Origin of the sequence: Domibacillus mangrovi, assembly GCF_001906925.1 — a bacterium.
Lineage (GTDB): Bacteria > Bacillota > Bacilli > Bacillales > Domibacillaceae > Domibacillus > Domibacillus mangrovi.
Genome location: NZ_MRWQ01000005.1, coordinates 382,930 through 399,746, shown reverse-complemented (window position 1 = coordinate 399,746; position 16,817 = coordinate 382,930). Strand labels below are relative to the sequence as shown.

The 16,817-nt window shown below is 40.9% G+C and carries 16 protein-coding genes and 1 other RNA gene; 14 read left to right on the top strand and 3 right to left on the bottom strand.

Going from position 1 to position 16,817, the window contains the following annotated elements:
- The first annotated feature begins 154 nt into the window (after positions 1–154).
- The 5 genes from BLL40_RS07135 to BLL40_RS07115 all read left to right on the top strand — a co-directional run bounded on the left by BLL40_RS07135 (position 155) and on the right by BLL40_RS07115 (position 4,989).
- The gene (locus BLL40_RS07135) at positions 155–1,582 is read left to right on the top strand and encodes an S-layer homology domain-containing protein (protein ID WP_073711212.1); all 1,428 of its coding nucleotides are present in this window, start codon (positions 155–157) and stop codon (positions 1,580–1,582) included.
- 434 nt (positions 1,583–2,016) lie between these two features.
- Complete coding sequence (gene asnB / locus BLL40_RS07130; protein WP_073711211.1) at positions 2,017–3,852, top strand: asparagine synthase (glutamine-hydrolyzing); 1,836 nt, start codon at positions 2,017–2,019, stop codon at positions 3,850–3,852.
- Between the two features lie 106 nt (positions 3,853–3,958).
- Entirely contained in the window at positions 3,959–4,276 is a 318-nt protein-coding gene (gene ppnP / locus BLL40_RS07125) for a pyrimidine/purine nucleoside phosphorylase (RefSeq protein ID WP_073711268.1), read from the top strand.
- Positions 4,277–4,424: 148 nt separating this feature from the next.
- A non-coding RNA gene (gene ssrS, locus BLL40_RS07120) (6S RNA) lies at positions 4,425–4,623 on the top strand.
- A gap of 129 nt (positions 4,624–4,752) precedes the next feature.
- The gene (locus tag BLL40_RS07115; RefSeq protein WP_159434205.1) at positions 4,753–4,989 is read left to right on the top strand and encodes a phage holin; all 237 of its coding nucleotides are present in this window, start codon (positions 4,753–4,755) and stop codon (positions 4,987–4,989) included.
- A 23-nt stretch (positions 4,990–5,012) separates the two neighbouring features.
- Here the strand turns inward: BLL40_RS07115 and BLL40_RS07110 are convergent, their stop codons facing one another.
- Both BLL40_RS07110 and BLL40_RS07105 read right to left on the bottom strand, forming a co-directional pair.
- Positions 5,013–5,204 carry an aspartyl-phosphate phosphatase Spo0E family protein gene (locus tag BLL40_RS07110; RefSeq protein WP_073711209.1) on the bottom strand — a complete coding sequence of 64 codons (192 nt, stop codon included), beginning with the start codon at positions 5,202–5,204 and terminating at the stop codon, positions 5,013–5,015.
- A gap of 218 nt (positions 5,205–5,422) precedes the next feature.
- Positions 5,423–5,785, bottom strand: a complete 363-nt coding sequence (locus BLL40_RS07105) for a nucleotide excision repair endonuclease (RefSeq protein WP_425429402.1) — start codon at positions 5,783–5,785, stop codon at positions 5,423–5,425.
- Positions 5,786–5,868: 83 nt separating this feature from the next.
- Here BLL40_RS07105 and BLL40_RS07100 point away from each other — a divergent pair, with 83 nt between their 5' ends.
- Positions 5,869–6,357 (top strand): DUF456 domain-containing protein, encoded by a 489-nt coding sequence (locus BLL40_RS07100; protein ID WP_073711207.1) that lies wholly within the window; start codon positions 5,869–5,871, stop codon positions 6,355–6,357.
- 45 nt (positions 6,358–6,402) lie between these two features.
- On the opposite strand, the gene BLL40_RS07095 is transcribed toward BLL40_RS07100, so the two are convergent.
- Positions 6,403–6,642, bottom strand: coding sequence for a cold-shock protein (locus tag BLL40_RS07095; RefSeq protein ID WP_073711206.1), 240 nt, complete (start codon positions 6,640–6,642; stop codon positions 6,403–6,405).
- An 832-nt stretch (positions 6,643–7,474) separates the two neighbouring features.
- Here BLL40_RS07095 and BLL40_RS07090 point away from each other — a divergent pair.
- The 8 genes from BLL40_RS07090 (at position 7,475) to rsgA (ending at position 16,807) form a co-directional block, all read left to right on the top strand.
- Positions 7,475–7,963, top strand: a complete 489-nt coding sequence (locus tag BLL40_RS07090; protein WP_073711205.1) for an amidase domain-containing protein — start codon at positions 7,475–7,477, stop codon at positions 7,961–7,963.
- A 161-nt stretch (positions 7,964–8,124) separates the two neighbouring features.
- On the top strand, positions 8,125–9,246 hold the full coding sequence (gene gcvT, locus BLL40_RS07085; RefSeq protein WP_073711204.1) for a glycine cleavage system aminomethyltransferase GcvT: 1,122 nt from the start codon (positions 8,125–8,127) through the stop codon (positions 9,244–9,246).
- 1 nt (position 9,247) lies between these two features.
- Entirely contained in the window at positions 9,248–10,600 is a 1,353-nt protein-coding gene (gcvPA, locus tag BLL40_RS07080) for an aminomethyl-transferring glycine dehydrogenase subunit GcvPA (protein WP_073711203.1), read from the top strand.
- A complete protein-coding gene (gcvPB, locus tag BLL40_RS07075) occupies positions 10,593–12,050 on the top strand; it encodes an aminomethyl-transferring glycine dehydrogenase subunit GcvPB (RefSeq protein WP_073711202.1) in 1,458 nt (485 codons plus the stop codon). Before gcvPA ends, gcvPB begins: the two co-directional genes overlap by 8 nt.
- A gap of 33 nt (positions 12,051–12,083) precedes the next feature.
- Positions 12,084–12,389, top strand: a complete 306-nt coding sequence (locus BLL40_RS07070) for an iron-sulfur cluster biosynthesis family protein (RefSeq protein WP_073711201.1) — start codon at positions 12,084–12,086, stop codon at positions 12,387–12,389.
- A 230-nt stretch (positions 12,390–12,619) separates the two neighbouring features.
- Positions 12,620–14,338: an ABC transporter ATP-binding protein gene (locus BLL40_RS07065; protein WP_073711200.1), complete on the top strand. Its 1,719-nt coding sequence runs from the start codon at positions 12,620–12,622 to the stop codon at positions 14,336–14,338.
- 347 nt (positions 14,339–14,685) lie between these two features.
- Entirely contained in the window at positions 14,686–15,456 is a 771-nt protein-coding gene (locus BLL40_RS07060) for a CAP domain-containing protein (protein ID WP_073711199.1), read from the top strand.
- A gap of 268 nt (positions 15,457–15,724) precedes the next feature.
- Positions 15,725–16,807 (top strand): ribosome small subunit-dependent GTPase A, encoded by a 1,083-nt coding sequence (rsgA, locus tag BLL40_RS07055; RefSeq protein ID WP_073711198.1) that lies wholly within the window; start codon positions 15,725–15,727, stop codon positions 16,805–16,807.
- Positions 16,808–16,817: the final 10 nt, after the last annotated feature.

Sequence of the window (16,817 nt, the reverse complement as noted above, 5' to 3'; positions counted from 1 at the left end):
CATTTAAGGTAATGACTATTGGAATACCAATATGAGTCCTGATAGTATACAAGAAGTAAAAGAAGAGGACTATTTTAGTCTGCAGGAAAATAGAACCAAAATAAACGTTATGGTAAAATGGAAGATAAATAAAGAGAGACAGGAGCATGATAGAGTGAAAGCATCTTTTGGAAAGATCGGCCTCCTAGCGATTCTTGTAGCCAGTCTTATGAATAATAATGGTGAAGCGTTGGCAGAGTCATCCGGTATGTCTGCATGTGAGGCGTTTGGGAATGTGAAAACAGGCGTGAATCCGTCTTTTCAGCATGTGAACTGTCTTTTGACGAATGCGGCACTTGAAGCAGATATTCCACCAGAAGTTTTCAAAGCAGTGGCAACGAAGGAAAACGGCGGCTGGAAGCAGTTTGATGCAAATGGAAATGCCGTAACGTCATCTGACGGCGGGATTGGTTTAATGCAGATTACGAATCAATCAAACTATGATCAAGAAAAGCTGAAAACGGATCTTGTTTACAATATCGAAGCAGGCATTCAAATTCTCGATAGTATGTATGACCGCACATCGTCGGATCTCCCGAAGATTAAAGATGCGGGACGTCATGTGATTGAAAACTGGTATTTTCCAGTGATGGCGTACAATGGCATTAAGCCTGTGAACAGCCCGATTGTAAAAGGGACAGGCCTTGTGAATACAAATGCATATCAAGAGCGGGTGTTTGCAATTATTGAGCAGGACAGCTTTGCAGGGGATAGAGAACTTGCGGCATTTCCGTTCCATAAAGATGATTTTGCATATGATCCAAGTTCCAATCAAAACATTACGTTTTTGAAAAAAGAGTATGTAATATCAAAGGATACACATGATTCGATTTATGGGCTGAAAGCGGGGGACTATGCTGTGACAACGGATGCAGTTAATCTACGTATCCAACCAGGCTCCACGATTTTGAAACAGCTACCGAAACAGACAGTTCTGACGGTGACTGGTCCGTTTTTATACGGCCAAGGCACCAATCAATATGTTTGGTATCCGGTGAGGACGTCAGATGGACAAGCTGGCTATATCGCGTCTGCTTATCTCGAAAAAACGGGTGCGCCGGCTATATCGTTTTCAGATGTGAGCATGCAAAATCGTTTTTACACGGACATTACGGCGCTAAGTAAACGGGGAATCATTTCCGGCTTCCCGGACGGGTCATTTGGTCCCCGGCAGATCGTAACCCGCGGACAGGCGGCGATTATGATGGCGCGTGCGTTTCATTTGCCGGTAAGCGGTGGAGATTATATCGAAGCGGTGAAAGAGAATGGCATGATGTCCGGATTTACAGATGGGCACTTTTATGAAAACGATCCTGTCACACGCGGACAAATGGCGATTCTTTTAACAAATGCATTTGACTTGAAGGAAACAGGCGCAATTACATTTTCAGATGTTTCTTCGTCCATGAAGGCGTATGATTCGATTAAACGAGTTGTTGCCGCAGAAATTGCATTCGGATATGGGGACAATACATTCAAACCAGATAGTGACGTAACGAGAGAACAATTTTCAGCGTTTTTAAATAGGGCTCTTCAGAAATAGAAAAAAGCGGAATGTATAATGGGGCGATAGGATAGAGATACTCAGTACCTCGTGGGCCTTCATCAGAAGTATATATGGATAGACATGAAAAAGGGCATTGAAACTTCTCCGTGCTCTTTTAACTATTTTAATTAAATTAGCGTACTTTCAGGATGCGTTTTTACAGTGTATTCACCTCAACAAGAGCAGTGAGGGAGACCCGTTTGAATAGGGTGAGACATAGTAAATATTTAGTCAAGGCTAACACACACTATCTTTATCGGTTAATAAGACGCTACACAATCATTTATTATTTTAAGTTAAAGGTGCTGAGTTAGAAAAAAATTCATGTAATGACAGAAAGATCTCTACTCATTCGCATGTAATCCGTCAAGGTTTACTTGGAATGATTCACATTCTGCCTGAATACATTAATGCAGGAAAGGGTGATCTGCATGTGCGGAATAACGGGATGGGTAGATTTTGCACGAGATATGAGGAATGAACAAGAGACAGTTAAAGCGATGGCGGCAATGCTTAAAAAGCGTGGTCCGGATGACTTTCGTGTGTGGGCAACTCATCATGCAGCATTCGGTCACACTAGGCTCGTTGTCGTCGATCCGGCAGGCGGCGTACAGCCGATGACATGCGGTCCGTATACGATTGTGTATAATGGCGAGTTATATAATACAGAAGAAATTAGACGGGAACTGCTGAAAAAGGGATATACGTTTCAAGGACATTCTGATACGGAAGTGCTGCTGACTGCTTTTATTGAATGGCGTGAGAAATGTGTAGATCGTCTAAATGGAATTTTTGCATTCGGTGTATGGGATGAAAATCAGCAGGAGCTGTTTATGGCGAGAGACCGGCTCGGAGTAAAGCCACTCTTTTATACCGAATGGAACAATTCTTTTTTGTTTGGATCGGAAATAAAGGCGCTTTTGGCGCATCGTCATGTAAACGCGGAGATCGATCGCGAAGGACTCATGGAATTGTTTTCACTCGGACCTGGGCGAACGCCTGGGCACGGAATTTTTAAAGGAATTCATGAACTGCGCCCGGCTCATGCGATTACGTTGAATCGGACTGGACGTCGCATATGGCGATACTGGAACGTGGTAAGCAAGAAGCATCTTCATTCGATGGATGAAACAGCGGAACAGATACGATTTTTATTAAAAGATGCGGTTGAGCGTCAGCTGACAGCCGATGTGCCTGTTTGTACCTTTTTATCCGGCGGTGTTGATTCGAGTGCGATCAGCGCGTTCGCTGCGGATTATTTTCGAAAAAATGGACGAGGTTCTCTTCATACTTATTCGATTGAATATGCGGAAAACAGCCAATACTTTAAGAAAAGTGTCTTTCAGCCAAGTGAAGATAGGCTGTGGATTGATAAAATGCAAAAACATATTGGATCGATTCATCATTCATCGATCATTGAACATGACGAGCTTGCAGGGAAACTAAAGGCGGCGATGATTGCACGTGATGCGCCAGGGATGGCGGATGTGGACTCATCTTTATTATGGTTTTGTGAAGAAATTAAACATGATTTCACAGTTGGGTTGTCTGGTGAGTGTGCGGATGAAATTTTCGGTGGGTATCCGTGGTTTCATCGGGAAGAGTTGTTGAATGCAAGTGGCTTTCCTTGGACTCAGTCGTTAGCGGATAAGACACTTTTGCTGAATGAAAAATGGCGAAACATTCTTCCATTAGAAGAGTACGGGGATCAGCGGTACAATGATCTAATCCGTGAAACACCATATTTCGACGGAGAAAGTGGGCTTGAGCGCCGCCGTCGGGAAATGTTTTATGTGAATATGGTGTCGTTTATGACGGCACTTCTTGAGCGGAAAGATCGGATGAGTATGGGTGCTGGTCTTGAAGTGCGGGTACCGTTTGCAGATCACCGGCTCGTTGAGTATGCATGGAATATTCCATGGGAGATGAAAATGGCGGATGGACGGGAAAAAGGGATTTTGAGGAAGGCTCTTAACGGGTTGTTGCCAGGTGAGGTATTGTACCGGAAGAAAAGCCCGTATCCGAAGACACATCATCCGGACTATACAAACTTGGTCATCGGAATGATGAATGACGTTCTTATCAAAGATTCGCCGTTGCTTGAATTTTTTTCGCGTTCCTCCCTACAAGAGATTACCGATTCGGGAGGGGCATCGTTTCATGTGCCATGGTTTGGTCAGCTTATGACGGGGCCGCAGCTGCTTGCTTATTTTGTACAGATGAATCAGTGGTTTGAAGAATACAATGTGAAAGTGTGTACCCATTAACGTACACAGTAAATGAATGATCTAGGCTTAGGCATCCAATCGGGTGTCTTTTTCAATATTTAGATTTTGTGGTACAGTAAAAAATGAATAGGAGATGAAAATGACGATGATACAATTTGAAAATGTAACAGTAGACAAAGCGGCGAATATTTATTTTGGTGGAAAGGTGACAAGCCGGACGGTTTTCTTTGAAGACGGAACGAAAAAAACACTTGGTATTATGATGCCAGGGGAATATGAATTTGCGACTGTGCTGAAAGAAGAGATGGACATTACGGCTGGAAAACTTCAGTATAAGCTTGCAGGCGGCGAGTGGAAAACAATCGATGGAAGCGGCGTTTTTTACGTGCCAGCGAATGAGTCCTTTCAGTTAAACGTACATACAATAGTGGATTATTGCTGTTCGTATTTAGAAGAGGAATAAAAAATCTGCTTCTGTGTCTTCGATAAAAGTCTCGAGTGTATGAGACAAAATGAAATAATTTGATATCAGGAAGAGTACATTATCGTACTTAGGAAGGAGGAGAAAACATTACCATTGCTTTATCGAAGCAAATGAAGTACTATACGAATACAGGCTGCGTTGTACGTAATCAATAATTAAGTTTTAACCTTTAAGCTGTAATCGGGAGTTTTATATAAAAACGGAACTGACATGCCTCTGTCGATACGACAAGGAGGACAGGCAAGAACGTTTTTGCGAACACCCACTTTGAGGAGTGGTGGTTTAAAACTTTCTTATGTAATCCATACGGCAAAGGCAGCTTGCCCAACAATAACTTTCTAAATCAGTTCCTTATAGGGACTGATTTTTTTGTGTATGAACAGGTTTGTATGTAAACAAATTTATAAAACGTACATACATATGTATAAAATAAGTAATGGAAGAGGGAGATGCTAATGAAACGAGATATTATTACTTTATTAGGTGGTTTTTTGACTTCATTATTCTTGTTTTTAGGAGCAATTGGTGTCTCTTTTGACTGGTTTACGCCGGAAAGTATCGATGCGTTTATTATGCTTTGCGGTTCAATAGTAGCGCTCGGTATTAACTTGTACGCTGTCTGGAAAAATACGTATGTCAGTAAAAAAGCCCGGAAACAGAAGGAAGTATTAAAACAAAAGGGCTTGAAATAATAAAATGAGCAACACGGCGGAGCTTAGACAGCCGTGTTGTTTGCTTTATGTACATCAAATTCCCGCTGAAATTGATTCATTAGTTTGTCCAAATGTTGGCTATGTTTAATCGTATCAGGATGACTGAGTCCATTCACCGTTCCGGCTGAAATCATCAATGTACGCACCGTTTTAATTTGAAGCATTAAGTCATGAAAGTGATCATGGTTATTCATCCTTTACGATCCTCCAAAATAATCATTTTTAAAAGGCTAAAAACATATTAGGGACTAGTATACGTGATGAAAATAAAGAAAGAAACAGTTTCGACAAAAGCTCTTATAACTTTGTACGTTTGTCGAGATCTTTAAAGAGGAAAGAGAGGAAACATCCAGTGGGATGTTGAGCGATTGTACATAAAAAAGGCCCGACTATTAAACAGTCGGGTGGTAGGTCAAGATCTGAAAAAAGCTTTTTCTATATTATATTTTGACTGGAGCGTATTAATAATATACGTTTCATAAATTTCCCGTTCCATCGGATTTTCCACAACACAGACAACAATTTTATGAACGTCATCGCGGTGATTTTTAATGTTTGAGACGTTATCTTCAAAATGTTTACGGATACGCATGCGAAGTTTTCGTGCTTTACCGACAAACAGTAAGTTGTCACTTACATCGTAAAACATATAGATACCTGCTTTGTCGCGCGGAATTTTATGATAATCCGTAAAGCCATATTCTTTGGCAATAGCGGCTTCGCTCGTATCTTCCAGATTTCGTTTTCTTATTAAAATGAAGTCAGCTTGCGGCATGTCAATGTTAATCAAATTCAATCACTTCCTATTCTTTCACATAATGGTACAATGTTATCATAACAGAGAAGAGGTGGCTATGGGTGGCTATTTTAGTATGGACCGGAATTATTTTATTATTTATCGCCAGTTTTATTGGATTTATCTTTCCGGTTGTTCCATCTGTACTCCTCCTATGGGTGGGATTTGTCCTTTATTATTTTGGCATGAGTAAAGACGAGCTATCGGTTGTTTTCTGGATTGCGATGCTTTTATTCACCGTACTGATTTTCGTCGCTGACTTCCTGACAAACAGCTATTTTGTGAAAAAGTACGGCGGATCGAAATGGGGGGAATGGACAGCAGTCGTTGCGATTATCGCCGGTTCATTTATAATACCGCCGTTTGGGATTTTGATTGTGCCGTTTACAGCGGTTCTTCTCGTTGAACTTGCCATTCAAAAAAATATGAAGATAGCTTTTCTTGCAGCCTACGCAACACTCGTTGCATTCTTGAGCGGTACATTCGCAAAAGTCGTCATTCAATTGATGATGATTATTTGGTTCTTTTTTGACGCCATCATTTCACTTTGAGAAAAGGGATCGAGTAAGTAGAAAAAGCGGATTCCACTAAGGGAATCACGCTTTTTTTTGTTCGTTTTGTTCGGCTTCCGCCGATTTACGAAATGTATTATTTTGCAAGGAATTGGTAAGACGGTTCCCGGTTTCCATGTCACTTCCACAAAATGGGCACGAAGGCGAATCATCTTCGGAAAAATTCTTTCTCATCCAGCCATTGCAGTCGTCCTTTGTACACTCCCACGTCTCAATGTCAACGTTTGGTAATGGTTCGGCACGATTTTTGCTGTAATAAGACATAACGTCACCCCCGATTTTATTTGTCAATCTTATCTATTATCTCATACTTTTATTATTTCCGAAATGGGGAATTTTAAACAGAACAAATAAAGAGATCAAAAAAAGACGGTGTTGAAATGCTTGCTTTAATAGTTCTTTTTTAGATTTAAAATTCACCATATCTTACCCATTTTGTGACTATTTATGGGACGGCATGGTTATACAAGAGCCCTTATTTTTCAGGGTATAATCTAATCGTATAATGGGAAAAATTTGTTGTAATAAACCTTGATGTATTAAATGCTTACTTTTATAATATAAACAAATTAAATGTTACTGTATTCAAATATCATGTAATGATTGGATTTACTATATTAAGCCGTTCTATTCGGAATGCAATGGAGAGATGGAATCAAATTTTTTCCGGATTCAGCGATTGAGGTTATGGATGATAAATTCTTGTCACCATCTTTTTTCTACACAGCGATGGTTATGTATAAATGAAATTGACATAAATGGAGTTGCATGATATATTTGAATCCTCATGAAGATCGTAACTTAGAACGTTTCATATAAGAAAATTTGGCATTCTGCTAGTGTTGATAAAACTTATTCACACTGGAGTGGCTTCGGAGCCACAAGGACTTAAGAGAAGGCAGGGCTTAGGTCGTTTAGGTAGATCATAAACGACGATGTGGAATAGAACCGCGGCGGTTTAATTTGAGATGAATGGAGATTTCATCCTAAAAACGTTGTGAGTTACACAATAATGATTGAACGAAACCGGGCTGATTAATCAGTCCGGTTTTTCTATGCTCTTTTTTGCATACAATGTAAAAAGGAGGCGTGACATTTGTACAATAGAGAAAAAGCGGTTGCGTACGCACAACAATGGTGGAACAGCCACAATCCGGCTTTTCCGCATTTTGAAGTCGACTGTACCAATTATATATCGCAATGTTTGTTGGCAGGCGGGGCACCACAGCATGGGTATCCTTATCGGGAAAAAGGATGGTGGATCGGAGGCGGTACATGGAGTTTCAGTTGGAGTGTGTCCCATTCATTGAGATGGTATTTGGAGGGTTCAAAGCAAGGATTAAAGGCAAAAAAAGTATCATCACCTGATCAGCTGCATTTAGGAGATGTTATTTTTTATGATTTTACGGGGGATGGACGAATGGATCATTCAACGATTGTGACAAGCATGCGCGGCGGTGTGCCTTTTGTTAATGCTCATACGAACAACAGCCGGAATCGTCATTGGAGTTACACGAGCTCACCTGCGTATACACCAGCTATCAAATATTTATTTTTTCATATTGAGGAAAACACGTCGCTATAAGAGTTTTTTGTGAAAAATATGCCATTATTATAAGGTTAAAACCTCAAGTAAAAGGATATATAAAGGGAGACAGTGTACCCTTCTATGTCCTTTTTTCTATGAGTAAAAAGCACGTAAGAATGAAAAGATACAATGAATAAAATGAAGGCGGAGGTGTAGGAATGAGTGAGGAAACAGAGCTAAAGAGAACACCACTTTTTGACATATACAAAAAAAATGGAGCGAAAGTAATTGATTTTGGCGGATGGGCATTGCCCGTCCAGTTTACAGGCATTATCGAAGAACATGAAGCTGTCCGGACTAAAGCGGGACTTTTTGATGTTTCTCACATGGGAGAAGTACTTGTCGAAGGAAAAGGTGCCGAATGTTATTTGAATTATCTCGTCACAAACGATGTGACAAAGCTTCAGATCAATCAAGCGCAGTATACAGCGATGTGTGATCCAGATGGCGGAACAGTCGATGATCTGCTCATTTATAAGTTAGAGAATGAAAAATATTTGCTTGTCATTAATGCAGCCAATACTGAAAAAGATTTGGAATGGATGAAGCAGCACGTGAAAGGAAGTGTAAAGCTCGAAAATAGATCAAATGACATTGCCCTGATTGCAATTCAGGGACCTAAAGCAGAGGACATTTTACAAACAGTCACGGACGTTCATTTATCTAAAATTGGCTTTTTCCATTTTGCGCAGAATGTCCGTGTGAACGGTGTGGAAAACGTGCTTGTCTCCCGGACAGGGTATACAGGTGAAGACGGTTTTGAACTTTATTTAAACGCAATTGACGCGGAAAAACTATGGGAGGGCCTTCTAGAAGCTGGGAAAGCAAAGGGCTTAAAGCGATGCGGACTTGGTGCGCGTGACACTCTTCGCTTAGAAGCACGTTTTGCTTTGTACGGTCAAGAGCTCACTGATGACATCAGTCCGTTAGAAGCAGGAATCAGCTTTGCTGTAAAAACGAATAAAGGAAGTGATTTTATCGGTAAATCAACTCTTATACAACAAAAAGAAGATGGGTTAACAAGAAAAATAGCTGGGATTGAAGTAACGGGGAGAGGTATTCCGCGTCATGGGTATAAAGTGTTTTCCGAATTAGAAGAAGAAATTGGGATAATAACATCAGGAACGTATTCACCGACTTTAAAGAAAAATATCGGTCTTGCCTTGATCCAATCGGAACATACTAAAGAGGGAACGCCGCTTAAAATAGAAATACGCCATAAAAAGGTAGATGCCCGTGTTGTCAAAACACCATTCTACAAAAGAGAAGGAGAACGATAAAATGACATCCACTTATCGATACTTACCAGACACAAAACAAGATCAAAAAGAGATGCTCGCTCTTTTAATGATTTCTTCAGTGGATGAATTGTTTGAAGACGTACCAAAAGAAATCCGTTTAGAAGGTGAGCTAAACATTCCGGATGCTTTATCAGAAGCGCTTCTTGTAAAAAAAATGCATCAGCTATCATCACAAAATAAACAGGCCAATCAATACCCTATTTTTCTCGGTGCCGGCACATATGATCATTACATTCCAAGCGTCGTCAATCACGTCATTTCACGGTCTGAATTTTATACGGCGTACACACCTTATCAGCCGGAAATCAGCCAAGGGGAATTACAGGCTATTTTCGAATTTCAAACGATGGTTTGTGAACTGACAGGCATGGATGTAGCGAATTCTTCGATGTACGATGGTCCTACATCACTGGCAGAAGCTGCGTCACTTGCTGTTATGTCAACGAGACGATCAAAAGTGGTTGTATCAAGATCGGTGCATCCTGAATCGAGAGCGATCTTAAATACAGTATCAGGTGGACTAGACTACACTGTCGAAGAAGCTGTACTAGATGGAGATATAACAGATCTCAAAAAGCTGCAAGAACAAATGGATCAAGACACGGCGGCGGTCATTGTTCAATATCCAAACTTTTTCGGTTCTATTGAAGATTTAACGAAGATTAAGAAAATATCAGAAGAGAAAGGCGCGCTTTTCATTGTGAGTGCCAATCCGCTCGCTTTAGCGCTTTTAGAGGCGCCGGGTAAACTAGGTGCGGATATCGTGACAGGGGACATGCAACCACTAGGCATCCCGATGTCTTTTGGCGGCCCGCATTGCGGCTATTTCGCCGTGAAGAAAAAAATGATGCGTAAAGTACCTGGGCGTATTGTTGGACAAACGACGGATGAACAAGGAAAACGAGGGTTTGTCTTAACGCTTCAAGCACGCGAACAGCATATACGCCGAGATAAGGCGTCCTCTAATATTTGTTCAAATCAAGCATTAAATGCACTTGCTTCTGCTGTTTGCATGGCATCACTTGGAAAAGAAGGAATCCGTCAGATGGCACAGTTGAACATTGAAAAAGCGGATTATATGGCTAAATGCCTTCAAAAGAAAGGTTTTAACGTGAAAAATAAAGCTCCGTTTTTTAATGAATTTATTGTGGAGTTACCGCTACCTATTAAAAAAATCAATGCAAAACTGTTGGAGAGGAGCATGATCGGTGGGTTCGATTTAGGGAATGACTATAGACTTGAGAAGCAAATGCTGATTGCGGTGACAGAGCAGCGGACAAAAGAAGAAATTGACCAATTTGTAACGGTGTTGGAGGCGATGATTAATGGCTGAATACAATGAATTAATCTTTGAAATTAGCCGTCCGGGGCGAATCGGATCAAGCCTTCCGGAAAGTGACGTTGAAAAAGTTGATTTACATGATAAGCTGCCTGCTCATTTAATACGTGACTTGCCAGCGGAACTCCCGGAAGTGTCAGAACTGCAGCTTATTCGTCATTACACAGCACTATCAAATAAAAATCATGGCATTGATAATGGGTTTTATCCACTCGGTTCGTGTACGATGAAGTACAATCCGAAAATTAATGAAGATGTAGCACGCTTTGAAGGATTTAGTCGGATTCATCCATATCAGCCTATTGAAACGGTACAAGGAGCCCTTACACTTTTATATGAGCTGCAAGAAGATTTAGCTAAAGTTACGGGCATGGATGCTGTGACGCTGCAGCCGTCAGCCGGAGCGCAGGGAGAATGGACAGGGTTAATGATGGTCAAAGCGTACTTTGCGCAAAAAGGTGAAAAAAGAACAAAAGTACTTGTTCCTGACTCTGCACATGGAACGAATCCTGCAAGTGCAACGGTGGCAGGTTTTAAAACAGTGACTATTCCGTCAAATGAAGATGGTTTAGTGGATCTTACAGAACTCAGAAAACATGTCGATCATGATACAGCCGCTTTAATGCTGACCAATCCAAATACATTGGGGTTATTTGAAAAAGACATTGTTGATATCGCCAAAGTGATTCATGAGGCAGGCGGCTTATTGTATTACGATGGGGCCAATGCGAATGCCATATTAGGGAAAACGACACCTGGGAAAATGGGTTTTGATATTGTCCACTTAAATCTTCATAAAACATTTACAACGCCTCATGGCGGCGGCGGTCCTGGAGCAGGCCCAGTCGGTGTGAAAGAGAAACTGATTCCGTATTTGCCGGTGCCACGTATTGAGAAAGAAAACGATCGATACGTATTGAATAGTCATCACCCTTTATCGATTGGCCGTGTGAAAGGGTATTATGGAAACTTTGGCATACTTGTACGTGCGTACACATACATTCGCACAATGGGGCCTATTGGGTTACGTCAAGTATCTGAAAGTGCTGTTCTGCACGCTAATTATTTGCGTAAAAAGCTGGAGCCTTATTTTGAATCACCATATTCACAATTTTGTAAGCATGAATTTGTTTTATCAGGGTCCAGGCAGAAGAAACTAGGTGTTAGAACACTCGATATGGCAAAACGGCTGCTTGATTTTGGTTATCACCCACCTACTATTTATTTTCCATTAAATGTAGAGGAATGCATGATGATCGAGCCGACGGAAACAGAGTCGAAAGAAACGATGGATGCTTTTGCGGAGGCAATGATTCAGATTGCCAAAGAAGTAGAAGAAAATCCAGAACTTGTATTAGAAGCACCACATACAACAATCATTGGACGGTTAGATGAAGTACAAGCGGCGAGACAGCCCGTATTGCGTTATTCGAAAGAGAAATAAACTGAAAATACTCTTAGGGAGGAGGGGGGAGACATGCGTATATTGTTGACGGAGGCGGCAGTGAATAAATTAAAAGCATCTGTTTCAAACGAAGGGAAATTTCCACGGATTGATGCCAATATATCTGGTGGATGCGGATTGGCCGTCAACCTTTCTATTATTTTCGATGAGCCGCGGCGATATGACAGTATTTTGGAGAATAAGGGTGTTCAAATTCGAATCGATCACTTCACAAAGCGCTATTTGAATGAGGAGATCCACATTGATTATACGAATGAACAAGGCTTCCTGTTTGGAGAGCGCTTTGAATCAGGTGCATGTACGGCGGAAATGCCGTGAAAAATGAATCGCTAAAGTCCAATCGTGACTTTGTTCATCAGAGAATTAGTCCTTAACATTAATTAAGGGCTATTTTTTGTGTGTCAAATTAAAATAAAAAGTGTAGATTCACGTTTCATATTAGGGATAATTATGGTAACATTTAATTAAAAATGATTATCATTTTCAATTGCTTAATTTAGATATGGGTGTTGGCATAAATGCAAACGATTAGAAGAGGTGTATAAAGTATGATTAAGCAGTTTTTCTCTTATTATCGTCCTTATAAGAAACTTTTCTTTTTGGACTTTTTCTGTGCAGTGGCGGCGGGGCTTTTGGAACTCGCTTTTCCGCTTGTCGTTAATCATTTTATCGATGATTTATTGCCGGGTGGCGACTGGAATTTAATTTTGGCCGTGAGCATCGGGCTTTTACTTATTTACATAGTCAATGCAGGTCTTCAATATGTAGTAACATATTGGGGACATATGCTTGGTATTAACATTGAAACAGACATGCGCCGTAAACTCTTTGGCCACGTACAAAAGCTGTCGTTTCGCTTTTTTGATAATACGAAAACTGGCCACCTTATTTCACGAATGACGAGCGATTTAATGGAAATAGGTGAAATGGCGCATCATGGTCCGGAAGATTTGTTTATCGCTTTAATGACACTGACCGGCGCGTTTGCGATGATGGCATACATTAACTGGAAACTGGCTGTACTGACCTTTATCATTATTCCGATTATTTTATGGCTAGCCGTCTACTTCAACAAAAAAATGACCGGCGCCTTTCATCGGCTGTTTGGCGATATTGCGGATTTTAATGCCCGTATTGAGGATAGCATGGGCGGCATTCGTGTCGTGCAGGCGTTCGCCAATGAAAAGCATGAAACAGCGCAGTTTGAAAAAAACAACAGCCGTTTCCGATTGACGAAGCTTATCTCGTATAAAATCATGGCGCTCAACATGTCGATCAGCTACATGCTGATGAGAACGGTGACACTGTTCGTCCTGATTTGCGGTACCTATTTCGTCATGCATGGCGAGTTGACTTATGGCGAGTTTGTGGGCTTTATTTTGCTCTCGAACATTTTCTTCCGACCGATTGAAAAAATCAATGCCATCATTGAAAGCTATCCGAAAGGCATTGCAGGCTTTAAACGGTATGTTGAATTGCTGGATACAGAACCGGATGTAGCGGATTCATGGGACGCGATCGATATCGATAAAGTTCGTGGCGATATTCGCTACCATAACGTCACGTTCGGCTATGAAGGCAAAACATCCATATTAAACGATATTAGCCTGTGGATTAAAGCGGGAGAGACGGTAGCATTTGTCGGACCATCTGGTGCCGGTAAAACGACGATGTGCAGTTTGTTGCCGCGTTTTTATGATGCCCAGGAAGGCTATATCTCCATGGATGGACTCGATACGAAAAAAATGACACTCGCCTCTCTCAGACGCCAGATCGGCATTGTGCAGCAAGATGTCTTTTTATTCTCTGGAACGATTCGTGAAAACATTTTGTATGGCGACCTTAGGGCATCCGATGAAGCGATTATGGATGCATTGAAGCGCTCGCGTCTTGATGAGTTCGTTCTTTCTTTACAGGAAGGACTTGAAACCGTGATCGGCGAACGAGGGGTAAAACTATCTGGCGGGCAAAAGCAGCGTCTGGCCATCGCACGGATCTTTTTAAAGAATCCGCCGATTTTAATTTTGGATGAAGCGACATCTGCTCTTGATACTGAAACAGAACTTGCTATTCAGCAGGCGCTGGCGGAGCTTGCTGTTGGACGCACGACGCTTGTTATCGCCCATCGGCTTGCGACAATTAAGCATGCAGACCGGATTATTGTGGTGACGCCGTCCGGAATCGAAGAACAGGGCAGCCATCATGAGCTGCTTGAGCGTGGCGGCCATTATCGCCGTCTTCATGAAGCACAGTTTGGAAATCGGTAATAATTTTACGAGAGTCTGTAGACCTCGCTTTCAAAATGAAGAACTTGTTTATGATTTGTAAAAAAGTGCCTAAAAGGCGCTTTTTTTTATGTAACGAATATGACAGGGTATTTACACTTTCATTACCGAAACAAGTAGTGAAAGAATCGATTATGTTCAATCCGCTACTGTATCAGTGTTTAAGAGGGTGGTCATTATAGGAAACTACCATTTTCAAAAGGTGGCGAAATTTTCCACGCCAGAATCCATTGCGGGGCGGTAAAAGATCGTGCAACAATAAGTAGGCAGCAGGGGACAGGCATTAAGTAGATTAAGAAAAACACAATCTTTTAGGAGGAATTTATAATATGAAAAAGAATATTCGCATGGCAACAATCGCCGGTGCTGTTACATTAGGACTCTTCACAGCAGGTCAGGCAGAGGCAGCATCGCCAACATGTAATGTCAATGTATCAACACAAACAGTTAAACAAGTTAACGTAAATGAAATAGTAAAGAAATATAATAGTCAACAAGTCAATTTAGATGAATTTGCAAAGAAATATAATATTGATATTAAAAAACTAGTTGAACAGACAACGAAAGCACATGCAACACAACCAAAAGCGCCTGTAACACAAGAAAAAGCACCTGCGGAAGCACCGAAAGCGCCTGTAACACAAGAAAAAGCACCTACGGAAGCACCGAAAGCACCTGTAACACAAGAACAGCCACAGCAAACTGAGCAAAAAGCAGAAGCAGGCAGCGTCAGTGCATTCGAACAGCAAGTCTTTGAATTGGTTAACCAAGAACGTGCGAAACAAGGAGTGAAAGCTCTTCAACTAGATACGAAGTTAAGTGATGTTGCACGTACAAAATCACAAGATATGAAAAATAAAGGCTATTTCTCTCATCAATCTCCAACATACGGTTCGCCGTTTGATATGATGAAACAGTTTGGCATTACGTACAAAGCAGCCGGTGAAAATATCGCAAAAGGACAAAAAACACCGGAAGAAGTAATGAATGCTTGGATGAACAGTGATGGACATCGTAAAAATATTTTAAGCCCCGACTTCACGCATATTGGTGTTGGATATGTAGATGGTCACTGGACACAAATGTTTATTGGGAAATAATTAAATCATCATACATGCTTATTCAGCTACAAAGAGGGCACGAGATATTAAACAATATCTTGTGCTCTCTTTTTTCGTCCAAGGCAATCGAGTAATATTGAATGTTTTTTTAAATGCATGTAAACTAATTCTCAATAAGAGCGAAAGGGGCTGTTTATTTATGAGGAACAAAAATGCAACGGAGATTGTAGTGGGCTGGGGGGGATACATAAAACAATAAATGTATCATCCTCCCAAAAGCTTACTCAATCTTTAGGAGGAAATAAAATTGCACAAGATAAATATGAAAAATGCAGGTCTGTCTGAACAGTTTATTCAGGAAGCGGCCTTATATAAAGAACTTTATGTGGGACGCATCGTCTCTCAATACAAGAATGTATACAAAGTGATCACAGAATATGGCGAGCTTACAGCCGAGATTTCGGGTAAATTTCGCTACAAAGTTAAAGATTTGTCGCAATATCCTGCTGTTGGTGATTTTGTTATGCTGGACAAAACAAATGACAGAAGTGGAAATGCCATTATTCATGCAGTGCTGACAAGAAAAAGTATTTTTGAACGGAAAGCGGCGGGGACAGCGAATGATGTTCAAGTAATCGCTGTTAATATCGATACTGTTTTTATCTGTATGGCGCTTAACCAGGACTTTAATGTGCGGAGAGTAGAAAGGTATTTATCCATAGCGTGGGACAGCGGTGCCATACCTGTCATTGTTCTGACTAAATCGGATATAAGCAAGGATATTTCTGCAAATATTGCTCAGCTGGATTCTGTTGCAATTGGTGTAGATGTACTTGTTACAAACAGTAGAAGCGAGAAAGGTCATCAAGCAGTAGAACCTTATATTGATAGTGGCAAAACGGTTGCTTTTGTCGGTTCTTCCGGTGTCGGGAAATCGACACTAATTAATCGTATTTTAGGGGCCGACCTTCTTTATACAAAGGAAACAAGGAATGACGATAAAGGCAGGCATACGACGACAAGGCGGGAGCTCATCGTTCTTCCGGATCGCGGAGCGTTAATTGACACTCCAGGTATGCGTGAATTAGGAATCGAATCTGCTTCTGTTTCAAAATCTTTTGCGGATATTGATAAGCTTGCTGAAAATTGCCGATTTCACGACTGCTCGCATGAAAAAGAACCAAACTGTGCCGTGTTAAAAGCGATTCAAAATGGAGTTATATTAAGTGAAAGATTGGTCAGTTATCAAAAGCTGAAAAAAGAAGCGAAGTATGAGGGCTTAAATTCGAAGCAAATTGAAACTGAAAAAATGAATGCGATGTTTGGTAAAATGGGTGGCATGAAAAACGTAAGAAAAATGATCAAAGAAAAGAACAAAAGAAAACGGTAATAAAATAAAA

Coding starts and splice junctions, on each gene's coding strand:
- BLL40_RS07070 (WP_073711201.1), top strand. CDS start 12,084: ATGCGTATATTGTTGACGGAGGCGGCAGTGAATAAATTAAAAGCATCT.
- asnB (WP_073711211.1), top strand. CDS start 2,017: ATGTGCGGAATAACGGGATGGGTAGATTTTGCACGAGATATGAGGAAT.
- BLL40_RS07065 (WP_073711200.1), top strand. CDS start 12,620: ATGATTAAGCAGTTTTTCTCTTATTATCGTCCTTATAAGAAACTTTTC.
- BLL40_RS07110 (WP_073711209.1), bottom strand. CDS start 5,204: ATGAATAACCATGATCACTTTCATGACTTAATGCTTCAAATTAAAACG.
- gcvPA (WP_073711203.1), top strand. CDS start 9,248: ATGACATCCACTTATCGATACTTACCAGACACAAAACAAGATCAAAAA.
- gcvT (WP_073711204.1), top strand. CDS start 8,125: ATGAGTGAGGAAACAGAGCTAAAGAGAACACCACTTTTTGACATATAC.
- BLL40_RS07060 (WP_073711199.1), top strand. CDS start 14,686: ATGAAAAAGAATATTCGCATGGCAACAATCGCCGGTGCTGTTACATTA.
- ppnP (WP_073711268.1), top strand. CDS start 3,959: ATGATACAATTTGAAAATGTAACAGTAGACAAAGCGGCGAATATTTAT.
- BLL40_RS07095 (WP_073711206.1), bottom strand. CDS start 6,642: ATGTCTTATTACAGCAAAAATCGTGCCGAACCATTACCAAACGTTGAC.
- BLL40_RS07105 (WP_425429402.1), bottom strand. CDS start 5,785: ATGCCGCAAGCTGACTTCATTTTAATAAGAAAACGAAATCTGGAAGAT.
- BLL40_RS07115 (WP_159434205.1), top strand. CDS start 4,753: ATGAAACGAGATATTATTACTTTATTAGGTGGTTTTTTGACTTCATTA.
- gcvPB (WP_073711202.1), top strand. CDS start 10,593: ATGGCTGAATACAATGAATTAATCTTTGAAATTAGCCGTCCGGGGCGA.